18 protein-coding genes and 1 pseudogene are annotated in these 25,806 nt (G+C 73.3%); 8 read left to right on the top strand and 11 right to left on the bottom strand.

Going from position 1 to position 25,806, the window contains the following annotated elements; genetic code table 11:
• Nucleotides 1-222 precede the first annotated feature (222 nt).
• Nucleotides 223-1,386, bottom strand: coding sequence for an erythromycin esterase family protein (locus ACZ4W5_RS15375; RefSeq protein ID WP_465654879.1), 1,164 nt, complete (start codon nucleotides 1,384-1,386; stop codon nucleotides 223-225).
• Between the two features lie 94 nt (nucleotides 1,387-1,480).
• Between ACZ4W5_RS15375 and ACZ4W5_RS15370 the strand changes: the two genes are divergently transcribed.
• Nucleotides 1,481-2,260 (top strand): TioE family transcriptional regulator, encoded by a 780-nt coding sequence (locus tag ACZ4W5_RS15370; protein WP_465654877.1) that lies wholly within the window; start codon nucleotides 1,481-1,483, stop codon nucleotides 2,258-2,260.
• Here the strand turns inward: ACZ4W5_RS15370 and ACZ4W5_RS15365 are convergent.
• The 6 genes from ACZ4W5_RS15365 to ACZ4W5_RS15340 all read right to left on the bottom strand — a co-directional run bounded on the left by ACZ4W5_RS15365 (nucleotide 2,161) and on the right by ACZ4W5_RS15340 (nucleotide 10,074).
• Complete coding sequence (locus ACZ4W5_RS15365) at nucleotides 2,161-2,616, bottom strand: hypothetical protein (RefSeq protein ID WP_465654875.1); 456 nt, start codon at nucleotides 2,614-2,616, stop codon at nucleotides 2,161-2,163. The genes ACZ4W5_RS15370 and ACZ4W5_RS15365 overlap by 100 nt on opposite strands.
• 37 nt (nucleotides 2,617-2,653) lie before the next feature.
• Nucleotides 2,654-5,551, bottom strand: coding sequence for a bpX6 domain-containing protein (locus ACZ4W5_RS15360; RefSeq protein WP_465654873.1), 2,898 nt, complete (start codon nucleotides 5,549-5,551; stop codon nucleotides 2,654-2,656).
• Nucleotides 5,551-7,218, bottom strand: a complete 1,668-nt coding sequence (locus tag ACZ4W5_RS15355; protein ID WP_465654871.1) for a hypothetical protein — start codon at nucleotides 7,216-7,218, stop codon at nucleotides 5,551-5,553. The genes ACZ4W5_RS15360 and ACZ4W5_RS15355 overlap by 1 nt, the downstream gene beginning before the upstream one ends.
• A 70-nt stretch (nucleotides 7,219-7,288) precedes the next feature.
• Entirely contained in the window at nucleotides 7,289-7,855 is a 567-nt protein-coding gene (locus ACZ4W5_RS15350) for a bpX5 domain-containing protein (RefSeq protein ID WP_465654870.1), read from the bottom strand.
• Nucleotides 7,852-9,135 carry an AAA family ATPase gene (locus ACZ4W5_RS15345; RefSeq protein ID WP_465654868.1) on the bottom strand — a complete coding sequence of 428 codons (1,284 nt, stop codon included), beginning with the start codon at nucleotides 9,133-9,135 and terminating at the stop codon, nucleotides 7,852-7,854. Before ACZ4W5_RS15345 ends, ACZ4W5_RS15350 begins: the two co-directional genes overlap by 4 nt.
• 33 nt (nucleotides 9,136-9,168) lie before the next feature.
• On the bottom strand, nucleotides 9,169-10,074 hold the full coding sequence (locus ACZ4W5_RS15340; RefSeq protein WP_360229346.1) for a LysR substrate-binding domain-containing protein: 906 nt from the start codon (nucleotides 10,072-10,074) through the stop codon (nucleotides 9,169-9,171).
• A gap of 124 nt (nucleotides 10,075-10,198) precedes the next feature.
• Between ACZ4W5_RS15340 and ACZ4W5_RS15335 the strand changes: the two genes are divergently transcribed.
• The 3 genes from ACZ4W5_RS15335 (at nucleotide 10,199) to ACZ4W5_RS15325 (ending at nucleotide 13,289) form a co-directional block, all read left to right on the top strand.
• Nucleotides 10,199-11,359: a bile acid:sodium symporter family protein gene (locus ACZ4W5_RS15335; protein WP_465654866.1), complete on the top strand. Its 1,161-nt coding sequence runs from the start codon at nucleotides 10,199-10,201 to the stop codon at nucleotides 11,357-11,359.
• Nucleotides 11,360-11,524: 165 nt separating this feature from the next.
• Nucleotides 11,525-12,781, top strand: a complete 1,257-nt coding sequence (locus ACZ4W5_RS15330; RefSeq protein ID WP_465654966.1) for an arsenic transporter — start codon at nucleotides 11,525-11,527, stop codon at nucleotides 12,779-12,781.
• 13 nt (nucleotides 12,782-12,794) lie between these two features.
• The gene (locus ACZ4W5_RS15325; RefSeq protein ID WP_465654864.1) at nucleotides 12,795-13,289 is read left to right on the top strand and encodes a universal stress protein; all 495 of its coding nucleotides are present in this window, start codon (nucleotides 12,795-12,797) and stop codon (nucleotides 13,287-13,289) included.
• Nucleotides 13,290-13,363: 74 nt separating this feature from the next.
• Here ACZ4W5_RS15325 and yjfF read toward each other — a convergent pair whose 3' ends face one another.
• The 4 genes from yjfF to ACZ4W5_RS15305 all read right to left on the bottom strand — a co-directional run bounded on the left by yjfF (nucleotide 13,364) and on the right by ACZ4W5_RS15305 (nucleotide 18,001).
• Nucleotides 13,364-14,335, bottom strand: coding sequence for a galactofuranose ABC transporter, permease protein YjfF (gene yjfF / locus ACZ4W5_RS15320; protein ID WP_360229340.1), 972 nt, complete (start codon nucleotides 14,333-14,335; stop codon nucleotides 13,364-13,366).
• On the bottom strand, nucleotides 14,332-15,420 hold the full coding sequence (locus ACZ4W5_RS15315; RefSeq protein ID WP_465654863.1) for an ABC transporter permease: 1,089 nt from the start codon (nucleotides 15,418-15,420) through the stop codon (nucleotides 14,332-14,334). The genes yjfF and ACZ4W5_RS15315 overlap by 4 nt, the downstream gene beginning before the upstream one ends.
• Nucleotides 15,417-16,940, bottom strand: a complete 1,524-nt coding sequence (locus ACZ4W5_RS15310; RefSeq protein ID WP_465654861.1) for a sugar ABC transporter ATP-binding protein — start codon at nucleotides 16,938-16,940, stop codon at nucleotides 15,417-15,419. The genes ACZ4W5_RS15315 and ACZ4W5_RS15310 overlap by 4 nt, the downstream gene beginning before the upstream one ends.
• Nucleotides 16,941-17,017: 77 nt before the next feature.
• Nucleotides 17,018-18,001, bottom strand: coding sequence for an ABC transporter substrate-binding protein (locus tag ACZ4W5_RS15305; RefSeq protein ID WP_465654859.1), 984 nt, complete (start codon nucleotides 17,999-18,001; stop codon nucleotides 17,018-17,020).
• Nucleotides 18,002-19,251: 1,250 nt separating this feature from the next.
• Between ACZ4W5_RS15305 and ACZ4W5_RS15300 the strand changes: the two are divergent.
• The 4 genes and pseudogenes from ACZ4W5_RS15300 to ACZ4W5_RS15285 form a co-directional block, all read left to right on the top strand.
• A pseudogene (locus tag ACZ4W5_RS15300) lies at nucleotides 19,252-20,724 on the top strand (glycoside hydrolase family 10 protein); the annotation flags it as partial.
• A 152-nt stretch (nucleotides 20,725-20,876) separates the two neighbouring features.
• Complete coding sequence (locus ACZ4W5_RS15295) at nucleotides 20,877-22,310, top strand: non-reducing end alpha-L-arabinofuranosidase family hydrolase (RefSeq protein ID WP_465654857.1); 1,434 nt, start codon at nucleotides 20,877-20,879, stop codon at nucleotides 22,308-22,310.
• A 340-nt stretch (nucleotides 22,311-22,650) separates the two neighbouring features.
• Nucleotides 22,651-25,014, top strand: a complete 2,364-nt coding sequence (locus ACZ4W5_RS15290; protein WP_465654964.1) for a non-reducing end alpha-L-arabinofuranosidase family hydrolase — start codon at nucleotides 22,651-22,653, stop codon at nucleotides 25,012-25,014.
• Nucleotides 25,015-25,103: 89 nt separating this feature from the next.
• Complete coding sequence (locus ACZ4W5_RS15285) at nucleotides 25,104-25,715, top strand: GNAT family N-acetyltransferase (protein ID WP_465654855.1); 612 nt, start codon at nucleotides 25,104-25,106, stop codon at nucleotides 25,713-25,715.
• Nucleotides 25,716-25,806: the final 91 nt, after the last annotated feature.

The following is a 25,806-nucleotide window of genomic DNA, read 5'->3' as shown; positions in this document are numbered from 1 at the left end:
TTTATGGGTGTTAGAGGAAATATGGCGAGGGCCGGTACGTATGGGCGATGGGGGGAGCGGGGCGCCTCTAGGGGGGAGGACACCCCGGTGCCCCCCCCCCCCCCCCCCCCCCCCCCCCCCCGCCCCGTGAAGCGCTCCGCGCCCCGCTCCGGCCACCTACGCCGCTGACCGCCGCCCTGGTCGCCCGCCTGCGGGCGGCCTACCCGGGGCCGTGACGACGGACTACCCCACAGCCCCGCCGTCGACGATGTGCAGCAGCGCGGCGGCGCCGTCGAGGGTCTCCGGGTCGAGCGGGAAGTAGCCCTGGCGCGGGGTGGTGTCGGTCCGGGTACGGGCGGTGCCCGAGACCGGCGGGGCGGTCAACCGCCAGGCGCCGGCGCCGGTTTGGAGCCCTGCCTCGTACGTCCCCGGCGCCGGCTCGCCGAGCCCGAGCGCGGCGCTGCGCCCGAGGCTCCCGGCGACGAACACGTAGCGCTCCTCCAGCAGCGAGCCGACGATGTAGCCGGCGCCGTTCCATCCGCAGTCCAGTTCGTCCTGGGACCAGGCGCTCGGGTTGCGCTGGAGGTGCCGGTTGTGGGCGAACACCAGGGTCGGCCCGCGCCGGGCCTCGACGGCGCGGATGTCGAGCAGGTTCTGCGCCATCAGGGCGTCCCGCATCCTGATCAGACCGGAGATCCGGGCGCTCGTCCCCAGGCCCTGGACCGCCGCCTGGGCGTGGTAGCGCAGCACTCCGAGTCCGGCGCGCAGGTGGACACCGGCCCGGAGCCACTCGGCGTGCGAGGTCGCGGCGATCAAGTCCGGTGCGCGTACGTAGAGTTGGTTGAGCAGATCGTCGGCAGTACGGCGCAGCCGTTCGGCCTCGGGGGTGGCTCCGGGTGACGCGGCGGCGTCGAGGATCGCCTCCTCACGCTCCCAGCGCTCGTCCTCCCCCGTCAGGGCGGCGACGTCCAGGTCGAGCCGGAGGTAGTCACGGGCGTGTTCGAGGTAGCGGCGCGGGCTGGGCGCCGTGGTGTTCTCGGTGGGGAGGTCGAAGCCGTGGCACGCCACCTGTTCCGCGGCCTCCCGGTCACGGTTGAACTCGCGCATCCAGGCGACGAGTTCGCGGTTCGCCTGCTGGGCGCCGAAGCCGTGGGTGAAGCCTTCGGCGAGCACGGCGTCGAGGGTGCCGACGCCGTGCCGGACGTGGTCGTCCACCGCCAGCGCGGCCACCCGGTCGGTCTCCAGGGCGATCGAGCGGAAGCCCTGTGCCACGAGTTGGGCGAACAGCCGGTTGCGGACCAGTCCGAAAGCCGGTTCCTGGTGCGTCGGCTCGCCGAGCGCCAGCAGTTCGCAGGAAGGGGTGCGGAAGTCTCCGATGTCCTGGGTCATGAAGATGTCCTGGCTCATGAACCTCAAGCGTATCCTTGAAAGCTCGGTTGAGACTTTTCCCCTCTCGGCCCGGCATTCTCGATGAAAAGTCTCAAACCAGGAGGTCACCGCCGTGCGCCCTGCCGACCTCGCCCGCGAACACGGCCTCTCGACCCAGGCGGTGCGCAACTACGAGCGTGACGGCTTCCTGCCGCCCACCGAGCGCACCCCCACCGGCTACCGGATCTACACCGAGCGCCACGCCGCCGCGCTGCGGGCCTTCCTCTCCCTCGTCGCGGCCTTCGGGCATGCGACGGCGGGCCTGGTGATGTCCGCCGTCAATGCCGACCGTCCGGACGAGGCGCTGACGGCGCTCGACCGAGGCCACGCCCAGCTGCTGCGCGACCGGGAGACCCTCGCCACCGTCCGCCGCGCGGTCGACCACCTCACCTCGGCGCACCCGCCCACCCGGGCCGCGACCACCCTCCCCGGCCCGCTGAGCATCGGCGAACTCGCCCACCGGCTCGACCTCACCCCCGCCACCCTGCGCACCTGGGAGACGGCCGGCATCCTCACCCCGGCCCGCGACCGCCCCGGCGGGCACCGGTACTACCGCCCCGAGGACGTCCGCGACGCCGAACTGGCCCACCTGCTACGCCGCGGCGGCCACCCGCTGGCGCACATCGCCACCGTCCTCCGGCAGGTTCGCACGGCGGGCGGCACGGACGGCCTGGCCGCGGCCCTCGACAGCTGGCAGCAGCGGCTCACCGCCCGGGGCCGCGCCATGCTCACCGCCGCGGCCCGCCTGGACGCCTACCTCTCCGCACCGCCGGACGCACCGGGCTCGCCGAACTCGCCGGACACGCCGGGGAGTTCCGTGCTCGGGAGGCGGCGCCAGTCCCACGCGGGGTGACGGGCGAGGAGGCCGAGGAAGTCGTCGGAGGGGATGAGCTCCCAGTGGTCGGTGTCGACGATCGCGGCCAGGCCGGGCAGGACGTGCCGCAGCAGGGCCCGGGCCGCGTCCATCGACTCGCTCGCCACCCGGACGGCGTACGGCTCCCCGATCCGGGCCGTGAGCTCTTCGAGGTCCTCGGGCTCGAAGTCGCGCAGGACCTCCCCCGACAGGTCGAGGGCGTACGAGCTGCCGCCCCAGTGCACCCGATCGTCCTGCGGCGCCGGCTGCCAGAACGGGCCGAGTGCGCGGAAGCGCAGCTCCAGTTCCGCACGCCGCTCCGCCGGGACGACAACGATCACCACTGGCCAGGACACCGGCCCACCTCCTCGAACGCCATCTGGCAAACCTCCGTCAGCCCGCCGTGACCCGCAGGTTGGCCAGCAGCTCGGTACCGTCCGCGCGCACCGCGAACACCCGCCCGCTGCGGTGCCAGCAGGTCACCGCCCCGGCGTGCGCGCGCAGCCGGAGCACGGGGTCGGTCACCGCCCCGGGCAGCAGGGCGGTGAAGGCGGCCCCGGAGGCGCCCCCGACGGTGGTCCGCAGGCCGTCCTCGGAGCGCTCGGTGAACGCCCAGTGGGTGCCGTCGGCGCCGAGCACCACCGGGGGGCCGGTGACGGTCTGTTCGGCGCTGCCCCGGCCGGTCCAGCGGAGCACGCTGGCGCCGGGGGCTTCGCCGGGGCGGGCGGTCAGCAGCCGTCCGTCGGCGAGTGCCACCCGGTCGACGGAGTCGTCGAGCTCGACCTGCTGCCGGGCGCGCAGCTCCCAGCCGGGCTGGTCCCAGCGCCACAGTTCGGTCAGTTCGGCGGTGTGGCCGCCGGCCCGGGTGTGGACGACCACGGCGCAGCTCGCGGGGGTGCGGGCGATCCGGCCCACGGCCTGCTGGTCGTCGCCGAGTTCGCGGTGGACGACGGTCGGGCGGGTGGCGCGGGTGTCGAGCACGGCGATGCCGTCCTGGTCGACGGTGAGCAGGTGGCGGCCGTCGTAGGAGGGGACGATCCCGCGCACCCGCAGGGCCATCCACCGCTCGACCCGGCGGGTGGCGAGGTCGAGCCGGAACAGTTCTCGGACCGTCCCGTAGCGGGCGACCAGCAGCACGGTGCCGCCGTGGTCGGCGACCACCAGCTGCTCGGCGGGCACGTCCCAGCGGGCGCGGGTCCGGCCGTCCGGGCCGAGCAGCCGTACGCCGGCCTGGCCGCAGGCCACCAGCACCAGGCCGGAGTCCAGCCGGGCCGCGTCCAGGACGGGCAGGGTGCCGGGGCGGTCGGCGGCGGTGACGGTGAGCGCCCCGCTCCGGCCGGGCCCGGTGCGCCGGGGCTTCGGCAGGTCGGCGGCGGCCAGCGGGTCGGCGCGCTTCAACAGCCGGGTGTGGACGGTGCTTTCGGAGCGTACGGCGGCGCGGCCGGGCAGTCCGCCGGTACGGACCAGGGAGCGTACCGCGAGGGTGGCGAGCTCGCGGTCGACGGCCGGGTCGGCGCACCGCAGCTCGGCGAGGGCCGCGAGGGCGGCCGCGCGCTCGGTGGCACTCGGCTCGGTGGACCCCGGCTCAGCGGCGCTCGGAGAAGCGCCGGCAGTCGGCCCGGCCTCGGCGAGCAGGGCCCGGACGGGCTCCGCCACGTCCTCGCCGAGCGCCAGCAGGTGGACCAGCGCCCGCCCGCGGGCCGCACCGCCGAGTTCGGCGGCCTCCCGCAGGTCCGGCAGCACGCCCGGGCGCAGCGTCTCGTCCGGCCAGGCGGCCTCGACCGCGCCCAGCCGGTCCCCGGCCCGGCGGCGGTGGTCCACCCAGGCGGTGCGCAGCTCACGGGCGGCCGCCGGGTCGGTGGCGGTGAGCCGCTCGACGGCGCTGGCGAAGGCGCCGCGCCGGTGGGCGATCCGCACCGCCCGCTCCCGGTTCCCGGCCCGCCAGTGCAGCCGGACCACCAGTTCCGCGGCCAGGCCGCGGCCTTCGGCGAGCTCGGCGGCCTGGGCGGTGCGGCCGTGCCGGTCCAGCAGGGCGACGGCCTCGGCGGGCTGGGCCAGCAGGTCGGCCAGTACGTAGGCGGCCTCGTCGATCCGGCCGTCGCGCTCCAGGGCCTCGGCGGCGTCCCGGTAGAGGCCGGTCAGGTACTCGTGGACGGTCGGGCCGCTGAGCGGGAGCGCCAGCGGCGCCCCGCCGCGCTCCTGGGCGCTGGGCCGCAGGGCGCCGGTGAAGCGGTCGGGCAGGCGCAGGGTCAGCAGGCCCTGCTCCGGGCGGCCATCGGCGCCGGAGAGCCGGATCGCGTCGCGCAGGGCGTCCTCCCAGCGGCGCTGCCGGAAGGAGCGGGAGAGCTGGTGCAGGTAGCGGGCGTGGCGCTCCCGGAGGAGCGCCCCGGCGGGGCTGCGCAGGGCGAACCGGGCCAGCCACTGGCCGCGCGGACGCCGGGGCGGACGCCGGGGCGGACGCTGCCGGGGCCGGCGCTGCTGAACGGGGGCGGCCAAGGCCGTGCCGGGCCGGCCGGTCCGGCCGCTGCCGCCGGGTCGGCCGAACCGGAGACCCGGACGGACCCGGGAGTACCAGCGGTACGTCAGTCCGGCGGAGGCGCCGACCAGCACCGGAAGGACGATCACGGGCGCCTTGGGCACCCCGGTCGCCACGACCGAGGCCAGGAAGGACAGACCCAGCGCGAGCACCAGGGCGGTCACGACCCCGGAGATCCGGCGCGCCCTCGCGGCACCTGGAGCCGGCTCGCCCAGCAGCCGACCGGCCCGTCGGCTGCGCCCGGGGATACCGGCCACGGCCCGTAGGTCCACGGCGGCCGGGCGTGGCAGGTCCGTCCCGACCGGTTCGGCTTCGACGGCGGTGCCGACCGGCCCCAGCCGGTGGAGCGTGAGCCCGCTCAGGTCCAGCCACTCCGAGGGGTCCACCGGCCGCAGCTCGGCGATGACATGACGAACCGTCAGTGCACCTGTGGCGAGCACGAGTTCACCGGGTCGGCCGGTCTGCCCGGGGCTCGCCACCAGATCCTGTCCGGCGAGCTGCAGCGGCGCGCCGGGTGCCCGGTCGGTGCGGGTCCGCACCGGCTCGGCCAGCCGCAACAGCCAGCGTCCGTCCGGCAGTTCGCTCAGCCGGGCGCCGTCCTGCCAGTGCGCGAGGACGCGCTCGGCCGCCTCGGCGGCGCCGATCAGCGGCACGTCGAGGAGGAACCCGGCCGCGTCGACCACCGGGGCGCCCGGCACGGGGCTGCCCACGACGGGACTGCTCGCCACGCGGTTGCTCGTCGGGGAACTGCTCATCAGTCGACACTCCTGATCACGGCGTGGGTGCGCCCGTCGGTCGCGTTCGCGACGACCACCCGGCCCGGGCGGGGTTCGGCGGCGAGCAGCGGCAGCCGGGGGTGGACGGCCGGGGCGGTCGTGCCGCCGGACAGCGCGGTGAGCGTACGGACCCCGTCGGCCCGGACGGCGCGGACCAGCCCCGCGGCCCGGGTGCAGGTGATCAGGACGGGTTCGAAGCCGTCCTCGACCAGTCCGATCACCTCGGTCTCCCCCTCCCCGAGGCGGATCCGGCGGTGCTCGCCCCGGCCCGGACGGACCTCCCAGGTCCGCCCGTCCTCCGACCAGCCGACGGCACCGCCGCCGTGCACCAGGTGCGGCGCCCCGGCCGCGTCGGCGGGCAGCGGGACGGGCGACAGCCGGGGTTCCCGCCCACGCCGGAACGGCTGTCCGCCCTCGGTGGAGACGACCGGTCCGTCCGCCGACACCCGTCCGCCGCGCTCGATCCGGCGCCAGCGGCCGGCCACCGGCAGCACCAGGGCATCGCCCTCGCGCAGCAGCGGGAGCACCGGCTGGGCCATCAGCTCGGCGAACTCCGGAGAGCCGATCTCCGGCAGGCCGACGGTCGCCGACTTGACCCGGTAGCCGTCGGAGCCGCTCAACGCCCGTCCGCTCACGTAGAGTTCCAGCCGGTCGTTGCGCGCGCACAGCGCCAGCAGCCGCCCGCTGGTGCGCGCGGCCGCGATCACCGGGCCGAACAGCTCGTGGCGGCGCGGCCGGGCGGCACCGTCGGGGTGTCCGCCCGACAGCGCCACGGCGATCAGCACATCGGCGCGCCGGCCCCGGGCCAGCAGGGTGGCCGCGTCGGTGGTGAACGCGGGCAGCGCCCCGCCGACGGCGGGCAGCTGGGCGTCCAACTGCGCGGAGGCCCGGAAGCCGCTGCCGCGCAGCGCCCGCACGGCGACCCTCGCCGGGGGCAGCGGCAGCTCGACGGCCGGTGCGCCGTCCACCCGGACCGTCACCCGCGCGACGCCCGTCGCGCTCCAGCCCGCCTCCTCGCTCGCCACCGTGCGCCGCCGGGCGGGCAGCCGGGCCGCCAGCCGGGGCGAGGTGAGCAGCCAGCACTGCGCGGCCGGGTCCAGCGCCCGCTCCGCGTACCGGACGTCCTCGGGTTCGGGGTCGGTGTGCTGACGGGCCTTGAGCCAGCGCGGCAGCAGTTCGGCGAGGTCGCCGCCGATCAGCCGCCCGGGCGGGTCCCCCAGGACGCCGACCAGCAGTTCGCTGCCCCGGGCCGCCGCCCGGCGGTGCAGCACGAGCAGCGCGGCCAGCTGGACCAGCCGCGCCGCGCCTGCCTGGGCCGGTCCGGCGTCCACCAGCACGACCACCTGGCCGCGGCCCTCGGGGGCACGCAACTCGGTTTCCAGCTCCAGGAGTTCACCCTCGCTCCACCGGCGCAGGAACTCCTCCGGGTACTCCTCGGCGAGCAGCCACTCGGAGGGCAGCAGCCGCTCCGGCCGTCGGCCGCGGGCCAGACCGCCGTAGCCGTCCGGCTCGCCCTCGGACCCGGCGACGGGCTCGTGCGCGCCGATCAGCGCGTCCAGGCGGCGCAGCAGGGGGCCGAGCGCGGTGGCGAGTTCGGGGGTGAGCGCGGACAGCGTCCCGGCCCAGGGCGCGAGTGCGGCGGTCACCGGCCACGCACCCGCGCCGGCCGGTCGGCCGGGCGGACCGGCTCCGCCGCCTCGACCGTCGCCCCGCTGCTCACGCTTCCGCTCCGCTCCGCGTGGTACCGCTCCACCGTCCAGGTCCTCCCTGCTCGCGCACCCGTTCCCCGCCGCTCCGCGCGACGCCTCCGTCCGGCTCCCCAATGCCCGGCGCCCCGATGCCGGGCTCCACGATGCCCGGCTCCCCACTGCCCGGCTCCCCACTGCCGGGCTCCACGAAGCGGTCGAGGTCCGCCGGGCCTCGGACGGGCGCCGGACGGTCACCGACCAGTGCGTGGCCGGGGACGAGGACGCACAACTGCCCGTCCGCCGCCCCGAGCGCGACCCGCCACAGGGCCGCCCCGGGCTGCGGGCGGGCCGTGGTGGGCACCAGCACGCCGTCGTCCTCGCCCAGGTAGCGGGCACCGTCGGCCCAGGGCAGGTCCGGCGCCTCGCCGAGGACCAGCAGCGCCGTCCCGTCGGCCGCCACGGCGAGCCGGTGCCCGGCCGCCAGCCGGGAGCGCGTCGCGGCCGCGAGCGCGGGGACGGCGGTGCCGAGGGCGAGGGCGGCGACCGGTTCCAGCGGTGGTTCACGGCGCTCCCAGCGGAGCGGGGCACCGGTCACCGGGAGGCGACCGCCGCACCCGCCGTGACCGGTGCGACCGCCGCACCTGTTGCACCCGCCGTGACCGCCGCGACCAGTCCGGCCCGGAGCCCGGTCAGCGGCGCCGGCAGGTCCGCCGGGTCGAAGCCGGCGTCGATCTCGCGCAGCGCGGCCTCCAGCCGCAGCCGGGAGTCCTGACCGTCCGGCAGCCCGCCGTGTTCGGCGAGCAGCGCGGTGCCCGTACGCAGCAGGCGCTCGGCGCGGGCCGCGCTGCTGCGGGAGAGTTCCTCCGCCGTGTGCGCCAGGCTGCGGTTGGCGGCCCGGTCGATCAGGTCGGCGAGGGCCTCGCGGGCGAGCGCCTGGGTGTCGGCGGTGGGGGCGATCAGCGGCAGCACCCAGAGGTCGCGGGCGGAGGCGGCGGTGCGACCGTCCAGGACGGCGGCCGCGGCGACCAGGTTCTGCGAGCGCACGGCCCGCCGGTCGCTGACCGGGACGCCCGCCGAGCGCAGTCGGCGCAGCGCGGTGGCCAGCAGCGGGGTGACGGCGTCGAGGTCGCAGCCGCGGGCGGCGGCGGTCAGCCGGTCGAGGGCGCCGAGCAGGGCGCCGGTGGCCGCGGGCGCGGCCGGGCGGCGGCCGGCTTCCAGGAGTTCCTCCAGCCGGGCGTCGACGACGGGTTCGACGAAGACCCGGGCGAGGAACCGGTCGGCGAAGGCGGCCAGCGCCGGGTCCTCGGGCAGGTGGTTGGCCGCGCCGACGCAGATCCGCAGCGGACTGGCGAGCACGGTGCCGCCGCGCCGGAAGACCCGTTCGTTGAGCAGGCCGAGCAGGGTGTTCAGGACGGCGGTCGAGCCGAGGAAGACTTCGTCCAGGAAGGCGATCTCGGCCTCGGGCAGCATCCCGGCGGTCTCGAACTCGACCCGGCCCTCCCGGAGTCGGCGCAGGTCGACCGGTCCGAACAGTTCGTTGGGCTCGGTGAAGCGGCCGAGCAGGTACTCGAAGTACCGCCCGCCGAGCTGCGCGGCGACCCGCCGGACCGCCTCCGACTTCGCCGTCCCGGGCGCGCCGACCACCAACAGGTGCTCCCCGGCGACGGCGCACAGCGCCACCACCTCGGCCACCGTCTCCCGGCCGACCATGCCGCGCCCGGCGGCGGCCACGGCCGCGGCGACGAGCTCGGCGTCAGCGCCCGGCGAGGTGGCCGGCGGGGTGTCTGGCAAGGTGGCGGGCGGGGTGACGGGCGGGGTGACGGGCGGTAGGTCGGCGGGGCCGGGTATCGGAGCGGCGGCGGTGGTCTCGGTCACGAGCACGGGAGTCTACGTTGCCCCGAACACCCCTCACCAGCGGGTTTCCACCGGGGCCGGCGCCTCCGCCGCCGTGGGCGCGCGGTGCAGCCGGAACGCGTCCGCGAGGACGGCTCGGGCCAGCGCCTGGGCCGGGCCGCGGGCCGCGGTGCGCCCCGTGGTGAGGGCGAAGTCGGTGGTGCCCAGGTCCGGCAGGCCCGACTGGTCGGGCAAGGGGCGCAGGTCCGACGGGATCAGGCTGCGGGCGTGCGGCACCACGCCGAGGCCGGCCAGGGCGGCGGCCCGGACCCCGGACAGGCTGGTGCTGGTGCAGGCGATCCGCCAGGGCCGGCCCTCGCGTTCGCAGGCGTCCAGGGCGCGGGCCCGGGTGATGCTGGGCGGCGGGTAGACGATGAGCGGCAGCGGCTCCGCCGGGTGGTCGAGCCGGAAGTCCTCCGCGGCGGCCCACACCAGCCGGTCCTGCCAGACCAGTTGGCCCTGGGTGTCACCGCCCGGCGGCCGCTTGCCGAGCACCAGGTCGAGCCGCCCGTCGGCCAGTTGCTCGTAGAGCACGGCGCTCAGCCCGACGGTGAGTTCGAGGTCGACCTGGGGGTTGCGCCGCCGGAAGCCCCGCAGGATCTGCGGCAGTTCGGTGTGGACGAAGTCCTCCGAGGCACCGAAGCGCACCCGCCCGCGCACCTGGGTGTGCGCGAAGTAGCCGAGCGCCTGCTCGTGCGCGTCCAGGATGGTCCGGGCGAACCCGAGCATCGCCTCGCCTTCGCCGGTGAGCTGCACGGAGTGGGTGTCGCGGAGGAAGAACCGCCGGCCGGCGGCCTCCTCCAGCCGCCGTACGTGCTGGCTGACCGTCGACTGCCGCAGTCCCAGCCGTTGGGCGGCGCGGGTGAAGCCGCCGGTCTGGGCCACCGCGAGGAAGGACCTCAACTGCACCGGATCGAACATCCAGCCAGCCTATCCGCTGATATCACGCATCATGATGACAGTGAGTGCGGCCAGCGGGATTCACACTCACCCGAACGGGCGGCAGGCTGAGGCCGTCCCACCCGAACCACCAGCGCGGAGAACCATGGCCCGCCCGAACACCCCGCCCCACAGCCGAGGAAACACCCGCCGAACGGGCCGCCTCCGCGCCCGACCACTGCTTCGACGACGCGCCCGCCTCCGGATCGACCCGTTCATCGCCTCCCTGCTCGCCACCGTGGCAGTCGCCGCCCTGCTCCCCGCGCGCGGCACCGCCGCACCGGTCATCTCGGACGCCGCCACCGGCGGGGTCGCCGTCCTGTTCTTCCTCTACGGCGCCCGGCTCTCCGCCCGTGAGGCCTGGGACGGCCTCAAGCAGTGGCGACTGCACGGCACCGTGCTCGCGGTGACCTTCGTCCTCTTCCCCCTGCTCGGGACGGCCGCTCACCTGCTGGTGCCGACCGTCCTGACTCCGCAGCTCTACCAGGGCCTGCTGTTCCTGACCCTGCTGCCCTCCACCGTGCAGTCCTCGATCGCCTTCACCTCGATCACCCGCGGCAACACCGCCGCCGCGGTCTGCAGCGCGACCTTCTCCAGCCTCTTCGGCATCCTCCTGACCCCGCTGCTCGCCGCCGTGCTGCTGCACACCAGGGGCGGCATCTCGACGGGCACCGTGCTGGAGATCGCCGAACAACTCCTCCTGCCGTTCGCCGCCGGGCAGTTGCTGCGCCGTTGGATCGCCCCCTGGACGGCCCGCCACCGCGCCGTCCTCGCCCTGGTGGACCGCGGCTCGATCCTGCTGGTCGTCTACAGCGCCTTCGGCGCCGCCGTCGTCGGCGGGATGTGGGGCACGCTCTCGCTGCCCCGGCTGGCCGCCCTGCTGGTGGTCGAGTCCGCGCTGCTGGCGCTGGTCCTGAGCGTGACCCTGCTGGGCGGCCGCCGGCTCGGGTTCGACCGGGGCGAGCTGATCGCGATCGTCTTCTGCGGCTCCAAGAAGAGCCTGGCCAGCGGCGTCCCGATGGCCGCCGTCCTCTTCCCCGGCGCGGCGGCCGGACTGATGGTGCTGCCGCTGATGCTCTTCCACCAGGTGCAGCTGATGGTGTGCGCCGTCCTCGCCCGCCGCTGGGCCGCCGAGGCCCAGCTCACCGACGCCCCGGCCACCGACGCCCCGGCCACCGACGTCCAGGCCGCCGAGGCCGCGCCGCGACCGCGACGGCAGGGCGCACCGCAGGCAGCGCCGGTCTTCCACCGGGCACGGGCCCGGTGACCGCTGCGGCCGGGCCCGCCCGATCGGCGAGGCGAACGGCAGTCGGTCGTCGGTCGTCGGTCGACCCCGGCCCGCCCGACGTGCCGCGGCCCGGGAGGCTCTGGTTCGATGGGACCGCCGTAGCCGCCGTCACCGCCGTCACCACCGCCCGCGAGGAGCAGGACCCTGAGTACGTCGTTCGCCGAAGCACTGTCCGTCGGCCTGCTGGTCCTGGTGCTGGTCTGTGCGGTGGCCCGGCCGTGGGGGTGGCCGGAGGCGGTGGTCGCCGTCCCCGCCGCGGGGCTGGTGGTCGCCACCGGCGCGATCCCGTCGGCGCACGCGGTGGCCGAGGCGGAGCGGCTCGGGCCGGTGATCGGGTTCCTGGCGGCCGTGCTGGTGCTGGCCCAGCTGTGCGACGACGAGGGGCTGTTCCGCGCCTGCGGGGCCTGGATGGCCCGCACCGCGGCCGGGAGCCCGCGCCGGCTGCTGGCGCAGGTGTTCGTCGTCGCCTCGGTGATCACGGCCGTGCTCAGCCTGGACGCCACCGTGGTGCTGCTGACGCCGGTGGTGTTCGCCACCGCGGCCCGGCTCGGTGCCCGCCCCAAGCCGCACCTCTACGCCTGCACCCACCTGTCGAACACCGCCTCGCTGCTGCTGCCGGTCTCCAACCTCACCAACCTGCTGGCCCTCACCGCGAGCGGGCTGAGCTTCACCCGCTTCGCCGCCCTGATGGCGCTGCCCTGGCTGGTGGCCGTCGCCGTCGAGTACGTGGTGCTGCGCCGGTTCTTCGCCGCCGACCTGGACGCGGGCACCGCGGCCGGCACCGAGGTGGCGGCGCCGGAGCTGCCGCTGTTCGCCCTGGTCACGGTGGCGGGCACGCTGGCCGGCTTCGTCCTGACCTCGATCGTCGGCATCGATCCGGCCTGGGCGGCCATGGCCGGCGCGCTGGTGCTGGCCGTCCGGGCGCTCGCCCGGCGCCGCACCACTCCGGTGGCGATCGTCCGCTCGGCCGCCGTGCCGTTCCTGGCCTTCGTCCTGGCGCTCGGCATCGTGGTCCGGGCGGTGGTGGACAACGGGCTGGCCTCCGCGCTCGGACACCTCCTCCCGTCCGGCACCTCGCTGCCCGCGCTGCTGGGCGTCGCCGCGCTGGCGGCCGTCCTGGCGAACGTCATCAACAACCTGCCCGCGACCCTGGTGCTGCTCCCGCTGGCCGTGCCCTCCGGCTCCGGCGCCGTGCTGGCCGTGCTGCTGGGGGTGAACATCGGCCCCAACCTCACCTACGCCGGCTCGCTGGCCACCCTGCTGTGGCGGCGGATCGTCCGCGAGCACGACACCGAGCTCGGCCTGGGCGAGTTCACCCGGCTCGGGCTGCTCGTCGTACCCGCCGCCCTGACGCTGTCCGTGGTGGCACTGTGGGGGTCCCTGCAGATCATCGGAGCATGAGGAGGCCGACACCGTGACCGTCGTCGTCTGGATCGCCGAAGGCACCTGGCCCGCCTGCGTCGACGCCGCCCGCGTCCACGCGCCGCAGGGCGCGGAGCTCGTCCTGCTGCACGTCAGCGGCCAGGACGTCCCCGGCGTCGCCCACGGCGCCTTCGCCGGCCTGCTGGGGCGCGGCCACCGCGAGCGCGACCCCGGCGACCAGGTGGAACACCTCGCCGCCGCCTCCGCCCGGCAGCTCCTGGACGCCGCCGCCGACCGCCTCGCCCGCCCCTGCACCCGGCTGGAGCGCACCGGCCGCGCCGAACGCGAGGTGGTCGCGGCGGCCGACGGGGCCGAGCTGCTGGTCCTGGCCCGGGACGGCGACCGCTCCCGGCTGGGACCGCACAGCCTCGGCCCCGCCACCCGCTTCGTCGTCGACCACGCGCCCTGCCCCGTCCTGCTGGTCTGGCCGGAGCCGGCACCGGGCGCCGACACCCTTCCCCCTCCCCCGCCGCACCACCGGCGGTAGGCGTTCGGTGCCCGGCGTTCGGCCTCGGGCCGGGACGCGGGCCCTGCGGACCCGACCGCCGAGGACCGCTCCGGCTATCGGCGGCGGGCGGTGATCAGTCGCTGCAGGACGATGAAGACGAACAGCAGCCCGCCGATCACGATCCTGGTCCACCACGAGCTGAGGGTGCCCTGGAAGCTGATCACGGTCTGGATCAGGCCCAGCACCAGCACGCCCAGCACGGTGCCCAGCAGGTAGCCGGAGCCGCCGGTGAGCAGGGTGCCGCCGATGACCACGGCGGCGATCGCGTCCAGTTCCAGGCCGACCGCGTGCAGCCCGTAGCCGGAGAGCATGTAGAAGGTGAGCAGGACGCCGCCGAGCGCCGAGCAGAAGCCGCTGATCGCGTACACGGTGGTCTTGGTCCGCGCCACCGGCAGGCCCATCAGCAGGGCCGACTGCTCGCTGCCGCCGAGCGCGTACACGTTCCGGCCGAAGCGGGTGTAGTGCAGGACGACGAACGCGGCCGCCACCACCAGCAGCGCGATCAGCACGCTCGGCGAGATGAACAGGTCGCCGAGCGGGATCCGGGTCTGCGCCATCGCGGTGTACGACGGGTCGGTGATCGAGATCGACTCGATGCTGATCGTGTAGCAAAGGCCCCGGGCCAGGAACATGCCCGCCAGCGTCACGATGAACGGCTGGATCTCGAAGGTGTGGATCACCCACCCCATCACCCAGCCGCCGGCCGTACCCATCAGCAGCACCAGCGGGATGACCAGCAGCGGCGGCCAGCCGTGCTGCTCCACCAGCCAGGCGGAGACCATCGTGGACAGGGCCACCACCGCACCGACCGACAGGTCGATGCCGCCGGTCAGCACGACGAAGGTCATGCCGACCGCGACCACGAGCAGGAAGGCGTTGTCGATCAGCAGGTTGAGCAGCACCTGCCCGGAGAAGAATCCGTCGTACTGCACCGATCCGGCGGTGAACATCGACACCAGCAGGACGGAGGTGACCAGCAGCGGGATCTGTCCGCGCACTCTGGCCAGCAGGGCGTTGGCGTTCACGCGCCGACCTCCCGGTTGGTGTTGGTGGTGGTGGCTGGAGCGGGTCGGGCTCCGCTGTGGCGTCCGGCGCCGCGCTTGGCGACCTTGGCGCGGAAGTTCGGCGACTGGATCAGGCAGACCGCGATCACCACGAACGCCTTGAACACCAGCGTGGTCTCCGGCGGGATGCCGATCGTGTAGACGGTGGTGGAGAGGGTCTGGATGATCAGCGCGCCGAGGACCGTGCCGCCGATCGAGAACCGGCCGCCGTTGAGCGAGGTCCCGCCGATCACCACCGCGAGGATGGCGTCGAGTTCGATCCACAGGCCGGCGTTGTTGCCGTCCGCCGCCGAGACGTTGGAGGAGACCATCAGTCCGGCGACCGCCGCGCACAGCGCGCTGAACACGTACACCAGGCCGACCAGGCGCATCGCCCGGATGCCGACCAGCCGACTGGCGACCGGGTTGCCGCCGACCGACTCCAGGAGCATGCCCAGCGCGGTGGAGCGGGTGAGCAGCGCCGTCAGCAGTGCGACCAGCCCGCTGAGCAGGATCGCGAACGGCATCGCCAGCCAGTAGCCACCGCCGATGAGCTTGTACGGCTCGCTGGTGATCGTGATGATCTGGCCGTCGGTGATCAGCTGGGCGACGCCGCGTCCGGCGACCATCAGGATCAGGGTCGCGATGATCGGCTGCACCCCGACCCGGGCCACCAGCACACCGTTCGCCGCGCCCAGCAGCACCGCCGTCGCGAGCGCGATGCCCACCGCGCCGAACACCGTGCCGAGGCTCGCCGGGTCGGCGGCCTGGCTGATGTGCTGACAGGCCAGCGCGCCGGCGATGGCGACGGTGGAGCCGACCGAGAGGTCGATGCCGCCGGTGGCGATCACCAGGGTCATACCGAGCGACACCAGGATCAGCGGGGCGCCGAAGTGCAGGATGTCGATCGAACTGCCGTACAGGTGGCCGTTCTTGAGGTGGATCGCGAAGAAGTCCGGGGTGAAGGCGAGGTTGCCGAGCAGCAGCGCGGCCAGCACCACGGCCGGCCAGAACAGCCGGGACCGGGTCACCGCCCTGGCCCATGGGGTGGTCAGGGCCGTGGTCATTGTTCCGCTCCGCTCGCGATGGTGGCCAGGACGCGCTCCGGGGTGAGCGCGCCGTCGTTGCGCAGTTGGGCGACCATCCGGCGGTCGCGCAGCACGCCGACGCGGTGGCTGAGCCGCAGCACCTCCTCCAGTTCGGCGGAGATGAACAGCACCGCCATGCCCTTCTCGGCGAGGTCCGCGACCAGTTTCTGGATCTCGGCCTTGGCGCCGATGTCGATGCCGCGGGTGGGCTCGTCCAGGATCAGCAGCTTGGGGTCGGTGATCAGCCAGCGGGCCAGCAGCACCTTCTGCTGGTTCCCGCCGCTGAGGTTGCGGACCAGCGCCTCCGGGTCGCCCGGGCGGATGTCGAGGGTGCGGATCCAGCGCTCCGCCAACGCGTCCTGCACGGTGCGCGACAGCGGACGGGTCCAGCCGCGGGCCGCCTGCAGCGCCAGCACGATGTTCTCGCGGACGGTCAACTCGCCGACCAGGCCCTCGGTCTTGCGGTTCTCCGAGCAGAACGCGATGCCGTGGGCGATCGCGTCACGCGGGGTCCGCAGGTCGGCCTCGGTGCCGTTGATCCGCACGGCCCCGCCGTCCTTGTGATCGGCGCCGAACAGCAGTCGGGCCGCCTCCGTCCGGCCGGACCCCAACAGGCCCGCCAGGCCGATCACTTCGCCGGGGCGGATCGCGAGGTCGTACGGCTCGACGGCGCCCCGTCGGGCCAGGCCCTCGGCCTCCAGGAAGGCCGGGCCGGCGGCCGGGACGGAGCGCTCGCCCCGCTGGCCGCCCGCGAGTTGGTCGAGTCCGGCGAGTTCGGAGCCGATCATCCGGGAGACCAGGTCGACCTGGTTGAGCTCGCTGGTCAGGTACTCGCCCTCCAGCCGGCCGTTGCGCAGGACGGTCATCCGGTCGCAGATCTCGTAGATCTGGTCGAGGAAGTGCGAGACGAACAGGATCGCGACCCCCTGGTCGCGCAACCTCCGCATCACGGCGAAGAGTTGGCTCACCTCGTCGCGGTCCAGGCTGGAGGTCGGCTCGTCCAGGATCAGCACCTTGGCCGAGACGTCGACCGCGCGGACGATGGCGACCAGCTGCTGGACGGCGATGGAGTAGCTGTCCAGCGGCGCGCTGACGTCGATGTCCAGATCCAGCGTGCGCACCAACTCGGCGGCCCGGCGGCGCATTTCGGACCAGGCGATCAGGCCGAGGCGGCGCGGCTCGCGGCCGATGAAGATGTTCTCCGCGACCGACAGGTTCGGGCAGAGGTTCACCTCCTGGTAGACGGTGCTGATGCCCGCCTGCTGGGCCTGCAGCGGTCCGGCGATCCGCACCCGCTCCCCGGCCAGGACCATCTCCCCGCCGTCCGCCGGATGGACCCCGGTCAGCACCTTGATCAGCGTGGACTTCCCGGCGCCGTTCTCCCCCATCAGGGCGTGCACCTCGCCGGGGAAGAGCCGGAAGTCGACCCCGTCCAACGCCACCACCCCGGGGAACTCCTTGCGGATCCCCCGTACTTCCAGGACCGGTTGCTGACGCACCCCGGTTCTCCTCTCCTCGTACGACCCGGCCCCGCGGGGAGCGATCCGCCGATCGCTCCCCGGGCCGGCCGGGCCGGTCAGTACTGGCGGGTGGGCAGCGCCGCGGCGGCCTGGTCCTGGGTGAAGACACCCTCCTCGGTCTTGATCCGCTTCGGCACCTGCTCGCCGGCCTTGACCTTCTTGGCCAGGTCCATCAGCTGGTCGCCGAGGAGGGGGTTGCACTCCACGTCGACGTTGATCTTGCCCTGGCTCATCGCGGTGAAGGCGTCCTTCACCCCGTCCACCGAGATGATCTTGATGTCGGTGCCCGGCTCCTTGCCGGCCTCCTCGATCGCCTGGATCGCCCCGAGCGCCATGTCGTCGTTGTGCGCGTACAGCACGTCGATCTTCGGCTGGGCCTTCAGGAACGCCTGCATGACCTCCTTGCCCTTCGCCCGGGTGAAGTCACCGGTCTGCGAGGCCACCACCTTGAACTTGGCGTCCGCCTTGACCACGTCACCGAAGCCCGCCTTGCGGTCGTTGGCCGGCGCCGAACCCGTGGTGCCCTGCAGTTCGACGATGTTCACGACGTCGGACTTGCCCTGGTACTCCTTCACCAGCCAGTCGCCGGCCTTCTTGCCCTCCTCGACGAAGTCCGAGCCGAGAAAGGAGACGTAGAGCGAGTCGTCCTTGGAGTCCACCGCCCGGTCGGTGAGGATCACCGGGATCTTGGCGTCCTTCGCCTCCTTCAGCACGGTGTCCCAACCCGACTCCACCACCGGCGAGAAGGCGATCACGTCGACCTTCTGCTGGATGAACGAGCGGATCGCCTTGATCTGGTTCTCCTGCTTCTGCTGCGCGTCGGAGAACTTCAGCTCGATGCCCGCCTTCTTCGCGGACTCCTGGATCGACTTGGTGTTCGCGGTGCGCCATCCGCTCTCCGCGCCGACCTGCGAGAAGCCCACGACGAGCTTGTGGCCGGGCCCCTTGTCGGCCGAGCCCCCACCGCCGCCGGAACCGCACGCGGTGAGGACGGTGACCATCGCACCGGCGACCAGAGCCGCCGCAGCTTTCTTGGACATGGTGGGACTTCCTCTCGGGTTCGTCGATCGCGCGAGCGGCACCCGTCACGTGAACGTGAGGTTTCGACGCCGTTTCGCTCGGAACAGATTGTTAGCGCTCACAAATGGCCCCGGCAAGGCTCTTGCGTCCCGTTACTCAATCTTGACCGGGTCGCCGGGGGTGGCCCGAAGCACCGTCAACTCGTCAGAAACATGGGCAGTTGCCGCGCCCGGAGGAGCATGCTGCGGCACTCTCGCCGTCGAGAGCCGCAGCCCCCGCCCCGATCTCGACCGTCCGCCACCCCGTCGCGCGGCGGCGCCACAGCCCGGCGCCTCGCCCGGGGACGCATGTGAGCGCTAACATCCGTCCCGGAGGCGGGCCCAGGACCCGACGGTCGGCCGATGGCGGCACGCCCTGTCGATGCGGAGGCCGCTTCTCGGCGGCCGAGGGGGATCGCCGAAACTTTCGAGCACGTTCGCCGGTGCAGATCGCGCTCTGCACTGCGGAGTGACCACCGGAAATCGGCGAGATCCCGGACAAGTTCCTGCACATGCCCCGACCGCCGAGCAGCTGACCGGCATCCCGGCCCACCGGACGGTCCCGAGACTTTCGATGTGCTTGTCGAAACCGTTGACAGCTTGTCGGGCCCCGGCCAACACTGTCGCCGTCGACACGTCCCACGGCCCCGGATCGATCCGGGGCCGTCCTCGCCGACCGGCGGAGGGCGCGGCCGTGTCGATGCCAAGCCGGTTCCACCCGCACCGCTGCGCGACACCGTCCGGCCGACCCACCCCGCCACGGCCGCCGGTGCCGCAGGGATGCCCCCACTCCCGTCAGCAGGACGGATCACCGTCGTGAACTCTCCGCACCCCCAAGAGCCGTACGACAAACTGCCCCTGGCGAGACGCCCGCAGGGAGCGCTCCCGCGCGCCCGCGAGCTCCTGGGGCGTGACCTGACGGCCCGCCGTCGCGCGAAGCCCTGACACCGCCCGTCAGAGCTGACCCGCCAGTACCGACCTGCCAGGTCGAGCCGCAGTCTTCCCCGGTGGATTGTGAGCGTTAACGGACCTCGCCCGCCAGGCCGATCCCCGTCGGCCCGACCCCGCACGCACACGCACCGCCCGCCCTGCTCGGCCGGAACGGACCGGATCAGCACGGATCGGAACAGAACGGATCGGCCGAGTGCCCGCTCCGGAACCAGCGTCAGGACGCACAGCCGGTTCCCGAGCGGTACGCAGGAATCCCCCACCCACGAGGAGAACGATCCGTCATGCCATGGCTCAAGCAGAAACCCGGTCTCCGCACGGTCCTCACGACCGCCGCCTGCCTGCTCGCCGGCTCGGTCACGGCCGCCGCCACCGCGAGCCCGGCGGCCCACGCCGCCGGGGGGACCACGCTGGGTGCGGCGGCCGCCGACAACGGCCGCTACTTCGGTACGGCCGTGGCCTCGGGCAGGCTCGGCGACCCGACGTACTCCGCCATCGCCGACCGGGAGTTCACCATGGTGACCCCGGAGAACGAGATGAAGTGGGACACCGTCGAGCCCGCGCGCGGGTCGTTCAACTTCGCGCCCGCCGACTCGATCGTCAACCACGCCTCCGCCCACGGCCAGCGCATGCGCGGCCACACCCTCGTCTGGCACTCCCAACTGCCCGACTGGGTCAAGGCCACCGGCGACGCCACCACCCTGCGCAGCGTGATGAACAACCACATCACCCAGGAGATGTCCCACTACAAGGGGAAGATCTACGCCTGGGACGTGGTCAACGAGGCGTTCAGCGACGACGGCAGCGGCCGGCACCGCGACTCCGTCTTCCAGCGCGTGCTGGGCGACGGCTTCATCGAGGAGGCCTTCCGCACCGCCCGCACCGCCGACCCGTCCGCCAAGCTCTGCTACAACGACTACAACATCGAGAACTGGTCCGACGCCAAGACCCAGGGCGTCTACCACATGGTCAAGGACTTCAAGTCCCGCGGCGTGCCCATCGACTGCGTCGGCTTCCAGAGCCACTTCGGCGCCGGCGGCCCCCCGCCCAGCTACCAGACCACCCTGGCCAACTTCGCCGCACTCGGCGTCGACGTCCAGATCACCGAACTCGACATCGCCCAGGCCCCCGCCACCGCCTACGCCAACACCGTCCAGTCCTGCCTCAACGTCGCCCGCTGCACCGGCATCACCGTCTGGGGCATCCGCGACAGCGACTCCTGGCGCACCGGCGAGAACCCACTGCTGTTCGACAACAACGGCAACAAGAAGCCCGCCTACGGCGCGGTGCTCAGCGCCCTGGGCGGAGGCGGCAGCGGCACACCGAGCGGCGGCATCACCTCCGGCACGGTCTACACGCTCTCCGACGTGGCCGCCGGACGCGTCCTCGACGAGCCCGCCGGGCAGAACGGCAACGGCACCCCGCTCCAGGTCTGGGACGCCGGCGGCGCCGCCAACCAGCAGTGGCGCGCCGACCAGAACGGCGACGGCTCGTACACGCTGACCAACATGGCCAGCGGCAAGGTCCTGGACGAGCCGGGCGGCCAGACGGGCAACGGAACGAGGGTGGCGGTCTGGGACGCCAACGGCGGCGCCAACCAGCACTGGAAGGCCGGCCAGAACGGCGACGGCTCGTACACCCTCGTCAACGTCGCCAGCGGCCGCGCCCTGGAGACCCCCGGCGGCCAGACCGGCAACGGCACCCCCGTCCAGATCTGGGACTCCTGGGGCGGTGCCAACCAGCACTGGACGTTCAGGTGAGCTGAACCGCAGGCGGGGCGGAGCGGGGGGAGCACCTCTCCCGCTCCGCGCAGGCCGATTGCCGGCTCCCGGAGCGTACGCACGGCGCACCCGGAGCCCAACCATGACGAAGGCGTGCGACAGCTCCGCCCATTCCCCTGGAGATCCCCATGCGCAGACGAAGTTCCACCTACCGGCGCCTGTCCACGGTGCTCACGGCCGTCCTCGCGGTCGTGGCGGCACTGGCGACGATGGTCGTCGCCGACCCGGCCCAGGCGGCCGGCACCGGCACCGGCACCGGCGCCCTGCGCGGTACGGGCTCCGGGCGGTGTCTCGACGTGCAGAACGCCGGGCAGGCCGATGGCACCGCCCTGCAGATCTACGACTGCTGGGGCGGGACCAACCAGCAGTGGACGGCGAGCTCCGCCAACGAGCTGACCGTGTACGGAAACAAGTGCCTTGATGTCCCCGGCCACGCCACCACGGCCGGTACCCGGGTGCAGATCTGGACGTGCACCGGCGGCGCGAACCAGCAGTGGCGGGTGAACTCCGACGGCAGCGTCCTCGGCGTGGAGTCCGGGCTGTGCCTGGACGTCGCGGGCGGGGGCACGGCCAACGGCACGGCCGTGCAGATCTGGCCGTGCAGCGGCGCAGCGAACCAGCAGTGGAGCGGCCTGTCCGGGTCCACCCCGCCGGGCGGCACCTGCCCGCTGCCCTCGACCTACCGCTGGTCCTCGACGGGGGCGCTGGCGCAACCGGCCAACGGCTGGACCGCGGTGAAGGACTTCACCGACGTGGTCTACAACGGCAAGCACCTGGTCTACGCGTCGAACGTGAACGGGAAGTCCTACGGCTCTATGGCGTTCGCCCCCTTCACCAACTGGTCGGACATGGCCTCCACCCCGCAGACCGGGATGAACGAGAACGCGGTGGCGCCCACACTCTTCTACTTCGCACCGAAGAACATCTGGGTGCTCGCCTACCAGTGGGGCGCATGGCCGTTCGTCTACCGCACCTCCAGCGACCCGACCAACCCCAACGGCTGGTCCGCGCCGCAGCCCCTGTTCACCGGCGGCATCCCCGGCGCCGCCCCGATCGACCAGACCCTGATCGGTGACGACCAGAACATGTACCTGTTCTTCGCCGGTGACAACGGCAGCATCTACCGCGCCAGCATGCCCATCGGCAACTTCCCCGGCAACTTCGGCTCCTCCTACACCACCGTCATGACCGACACGGTGAAGAACCTCTTCGAAGCACCCCAGGTCTACAAGGTCAAGGACCGGAACCAGTACCTCATGATCGTCGAAGCCCGCGGCGCCAACGAGCAACGCTACTTCCGCTCCTTCACCGCCACCAGCCTCAACGGCACCTGGACCCCCCAGGCCGCCACCGAGAACAACCCCTTCGCCGGCAAGGCCAACAGCGGCACCACCTGGACCAACGACATCAGCCACGGCGACCTCGTCCGCAACAACCCCGACCAGACCATGACCATCGACCCCTGCAACCTCCAACTCCTCTACCAGGGCATGACCCCCGGCTCCACCGCCCCCTACGACCAACTCCCCTGGCGCCCCGCCCTCCTCACCCTCCAGCACTGACCCCCGGTCCGCGAACAGCGGAACCCCGGCCGCCCACCGGCCGGGGTTCCGCCGTTCGCATCCGTCGCGCCCAGGCGCACGCCGATGTACCGGGCCTCGTCAGCGCGCAGGGCCTCCCTCCCCCACACCCAAAAAAATATTCTCCGATCGCGGCAACCTCTGTGCGCACGGCGGCAACTGACAGGTGACCGAGGCCGAAGACCAAGGCCAACTCCGTCCCAGAGGGAACGAACCCTTGCCAGATCAGAACCGCTCTCACCGCCGCCGTCCGGCGACCCGCCGCGTGATCGCCATCGCCGTGGCCCTCGCCGCCACGGGTGCCGCCGTCCCGCTGGTCGCCATGGCAGCGCTCACACCGGGCACCAACTCGCCGACCACGGTCGGCGACGCGGCAGCCGGCAGCGGCCGCTACTTCGGTACGGCGGTGGCGTCGGGCAGGCTCGGCGACCCGGCCTACTCGACCATTCTCGACCGGGAGTTCAAGATGATCACCCCGGAGAACGAGATGAAGTGGGACACCGTCGAGCCCTCACGCGGGTCGTTCAACTTCGCCCCCGCCGACTCGATCGTCAACCACGCCTCCGCGCACGGCCAGCGCATGCGCGGCCACACCCTCGTCTGGCACTCCCAACTGCCCGACTGGGTCAAGGCCACCGGCGACGCCAACACCCTGCGCAGCGTGATGAACAACCACATCACCCAGGAGATGTCCCACTACAAGGGAAAGATCTACGCCTGGGACGTGGTCAACGAAGCGTTCAGCGACGACGGCAGCGGCCGGCACCGCGACTCCGTCTTCCAGCGCCTGCTGGGCGACGGCTTCATCGAGGAGGCCTTCCGCACCGCCCGCACCACCGACCCGTCGGCCAAGCTCTGCTACAACGACTACAACATCGAGAACTGGTCCGACGCCAAGACCCAGGGCGTCTACCACATGGTCAAGGACTTCAAGTCCCGCGACGTACCCATCGACTGCGTCGGCTTCCAGAGCCACTTCGGCGCCGGCGGCCCCCCGCCCAGCTACCAGACCACCCTGGCCAACTTCGCCGCACTCGGCGTCGACGTCCAGATCACCGAACTCGACATCGCCCAGGCCCCCGCCACCGCCTACGCCGGCGCCGTCCAGTCCTGCCTCAACGTCGCCCGCTGCACCGGCATCACCGTCTGGGGCATCCGCGACAGCGACTCCTGGCGCACCGGCGAGAACCCGCTGCTGTTCGACAACAACGGCAACCGGAAGCCCGCCTACACCGACGTCCTCGCCACCCTTCGCAGCGCCGGCGGCACGTCGGGCGGTGGCACGCCGGGCGGCGGGATCACCCCGGGCGCCGTCTACATGATCTCCGCGGTGGGCGCCTCCGGTCGGGTCCTCGACGAGTTCGCCGGGCAGAACGGCAACGGCGCCCCGCTCCAGGTCTGGGACGCCGGCGGCGCCGCCAACCAGCAGTGGCGGGCCGCCAGGAACGACGACGGCTCCTACACCTTCACCAACCTCGCCAGCGGCAAGGTCCTGGACGAACCGGCCGGCCGGACGGCCAACGGCACGCAGCCGCTGGTGTGGGAGGCCCACGGCGGTGCCAACCAGCGCTGGAAGGCCAACCGCAACAGCGACGGCTCGTACACCCTCGTCAACGTCGCCAGCGGCCGCGCCCTAGAGACCCCCGGCGGCCAGACCGGCAACGGCACCCCCGTCCAGATCTGGGACTCCTGGGGCGGCGCCAACCAGCACTGGAACCTCCGGCCGTCCGGGTCGACCGCCCCGGCCCCGACCCCGGCAGAGCCCGCCCCGAGCGGAACCTGCGCCCTGCCGTCGACGTACCACTGGTCCTCGACGGGCGCGCTGGCGCAGCCCGCGAACGGCTGGAGCGCGGTGAAGGACTTCACCGACGTCACGTACAACGGCAAGCACCTGGTGTACGCGTCGAACGTGAACGGGAAGTCCTACGGCTCGATGGCGTTCGCCCCCTTCGGCGACTGGTCGGGCATGGCCTCCGCCCCGCAGACCGGGATGAACCAGGCCGCCGTGGCGCCGACGATCTTCTACTTCGCGCCCAAGAAGATCTGGGTGCTCGCCTACCAGTGGGGTCCGTGGCCGTTCGTCTACCGCACCTCCAGCGACCCGACCAACCCCAACGGCTGGTCCGCGCCGCAGCCGCTGTTCACCGGCAGCCTGCCCAAGTCCAGCACGGGGCCGATCGACCAGACCCTGATCGCCGACGACCAGAACATGTACCTGTTCTTCGCCGGTGACAACGGCAGCATCTACCGGGCGAGCATGCCCATCGGCAACTTCCCCGGCAACTTCGGCTCCTCGTACACGACGGTCATGACCGACACCCCGGAGAACCTGTTCGAGGCTCCGCAGGTCTACAAGGTCAAGGACCGGAACCAGTACCTCATGATCGTCGAGGCCCGCGGCGCCCACGAGCAGCGCTACTTCCGCTCCTTCACCGCCACCAGCCTCAACGGCAGCTGGACCCCGCAGGCCGCCACCGAGAACAACCCCTTTGCCGGCAAGGCCAACGCCGGAGCCACCTGGACCAACGACATCAGCCACGGCGACCTCGTCCGCAACAACCCCGACCAGACCATGACCATCGACCCCTGCAACCTGCAGCTCCTCTACCAGGGCAAGAGCCCCAACGCCACGGGCCCCTACGACCAACTCCCCTGGCGCCCCGGCCTCCTCACCCTCCAGCGCTGACCCGACCAGACACGGGAGCCCCGCCGGACACCGGCGGGGCTCCCCATAGGATGGGAGCGCTCCCAGATCATCTGTCCGGAAGGCTCCGCATGCCCGCGCCCGTCATCCGCCCGTACCGCCCCGAGGACCGGGGTGCCGTCTTCGACATCTGCATGCGCACCGCCGAGGCCGGTGGCGACGCCCGCGGCAGCTACCACGACCAGGACCTGCTGCCGAACATCTTCGCCGCGCCCTACACGGAGCTGGAACCGGACCTGGCCTTCGTCCTCGACGACGGGGCCGGGCCGGTCGGCTACGTGCTGGGGACCAGCGACACCCCGCGCTTCGTCCGCGAGTTCCGCCGCACGTGGCTGCCCGTGGTCGCCGATCGCCATCCGCTCCCGGCCGGCGAACCGACGACCCCCGACGAGGTGATGACGGCGCTCCTGCACCGGCCGGAGCGGATGCTCGTCCCCGAGGTCGCGGACTACCCGGCCCACCTGCACATCGACCTGCTGCCCGACCACCAGGGCCGCGGCCACGGCCGCGCCCTGCTGACCGAGCTGTTCGCCGCCCTGGCCGGGGCCGGGGCGGCGCGGGTCCACCTGGCGATGGTCACGGCGAACACGGCGGCGCGCGCCTTCTACGACCGGATGGGCTTCCACGAGATCCCCGTCGCCGACCCCGGCCCCCTGACCTACCTCGGCCGGGCCACGAGCTAGGGCGTGTCTTGTGGATCAGGCCAGGCCCGCGACGCCAGGGCACGCACCTCGCCGCGTTGTCGTCGGTCGCCGATGGCCCCCAGCCTTCGGC

Source organism: Kitasatospora sp. NPDC029367 (assembly GCF_055569135.1).
Note: the sequence above shows the minus strand (reverse complement) of the source record. Positions and strands in the feature narration are given on the sequence as shown.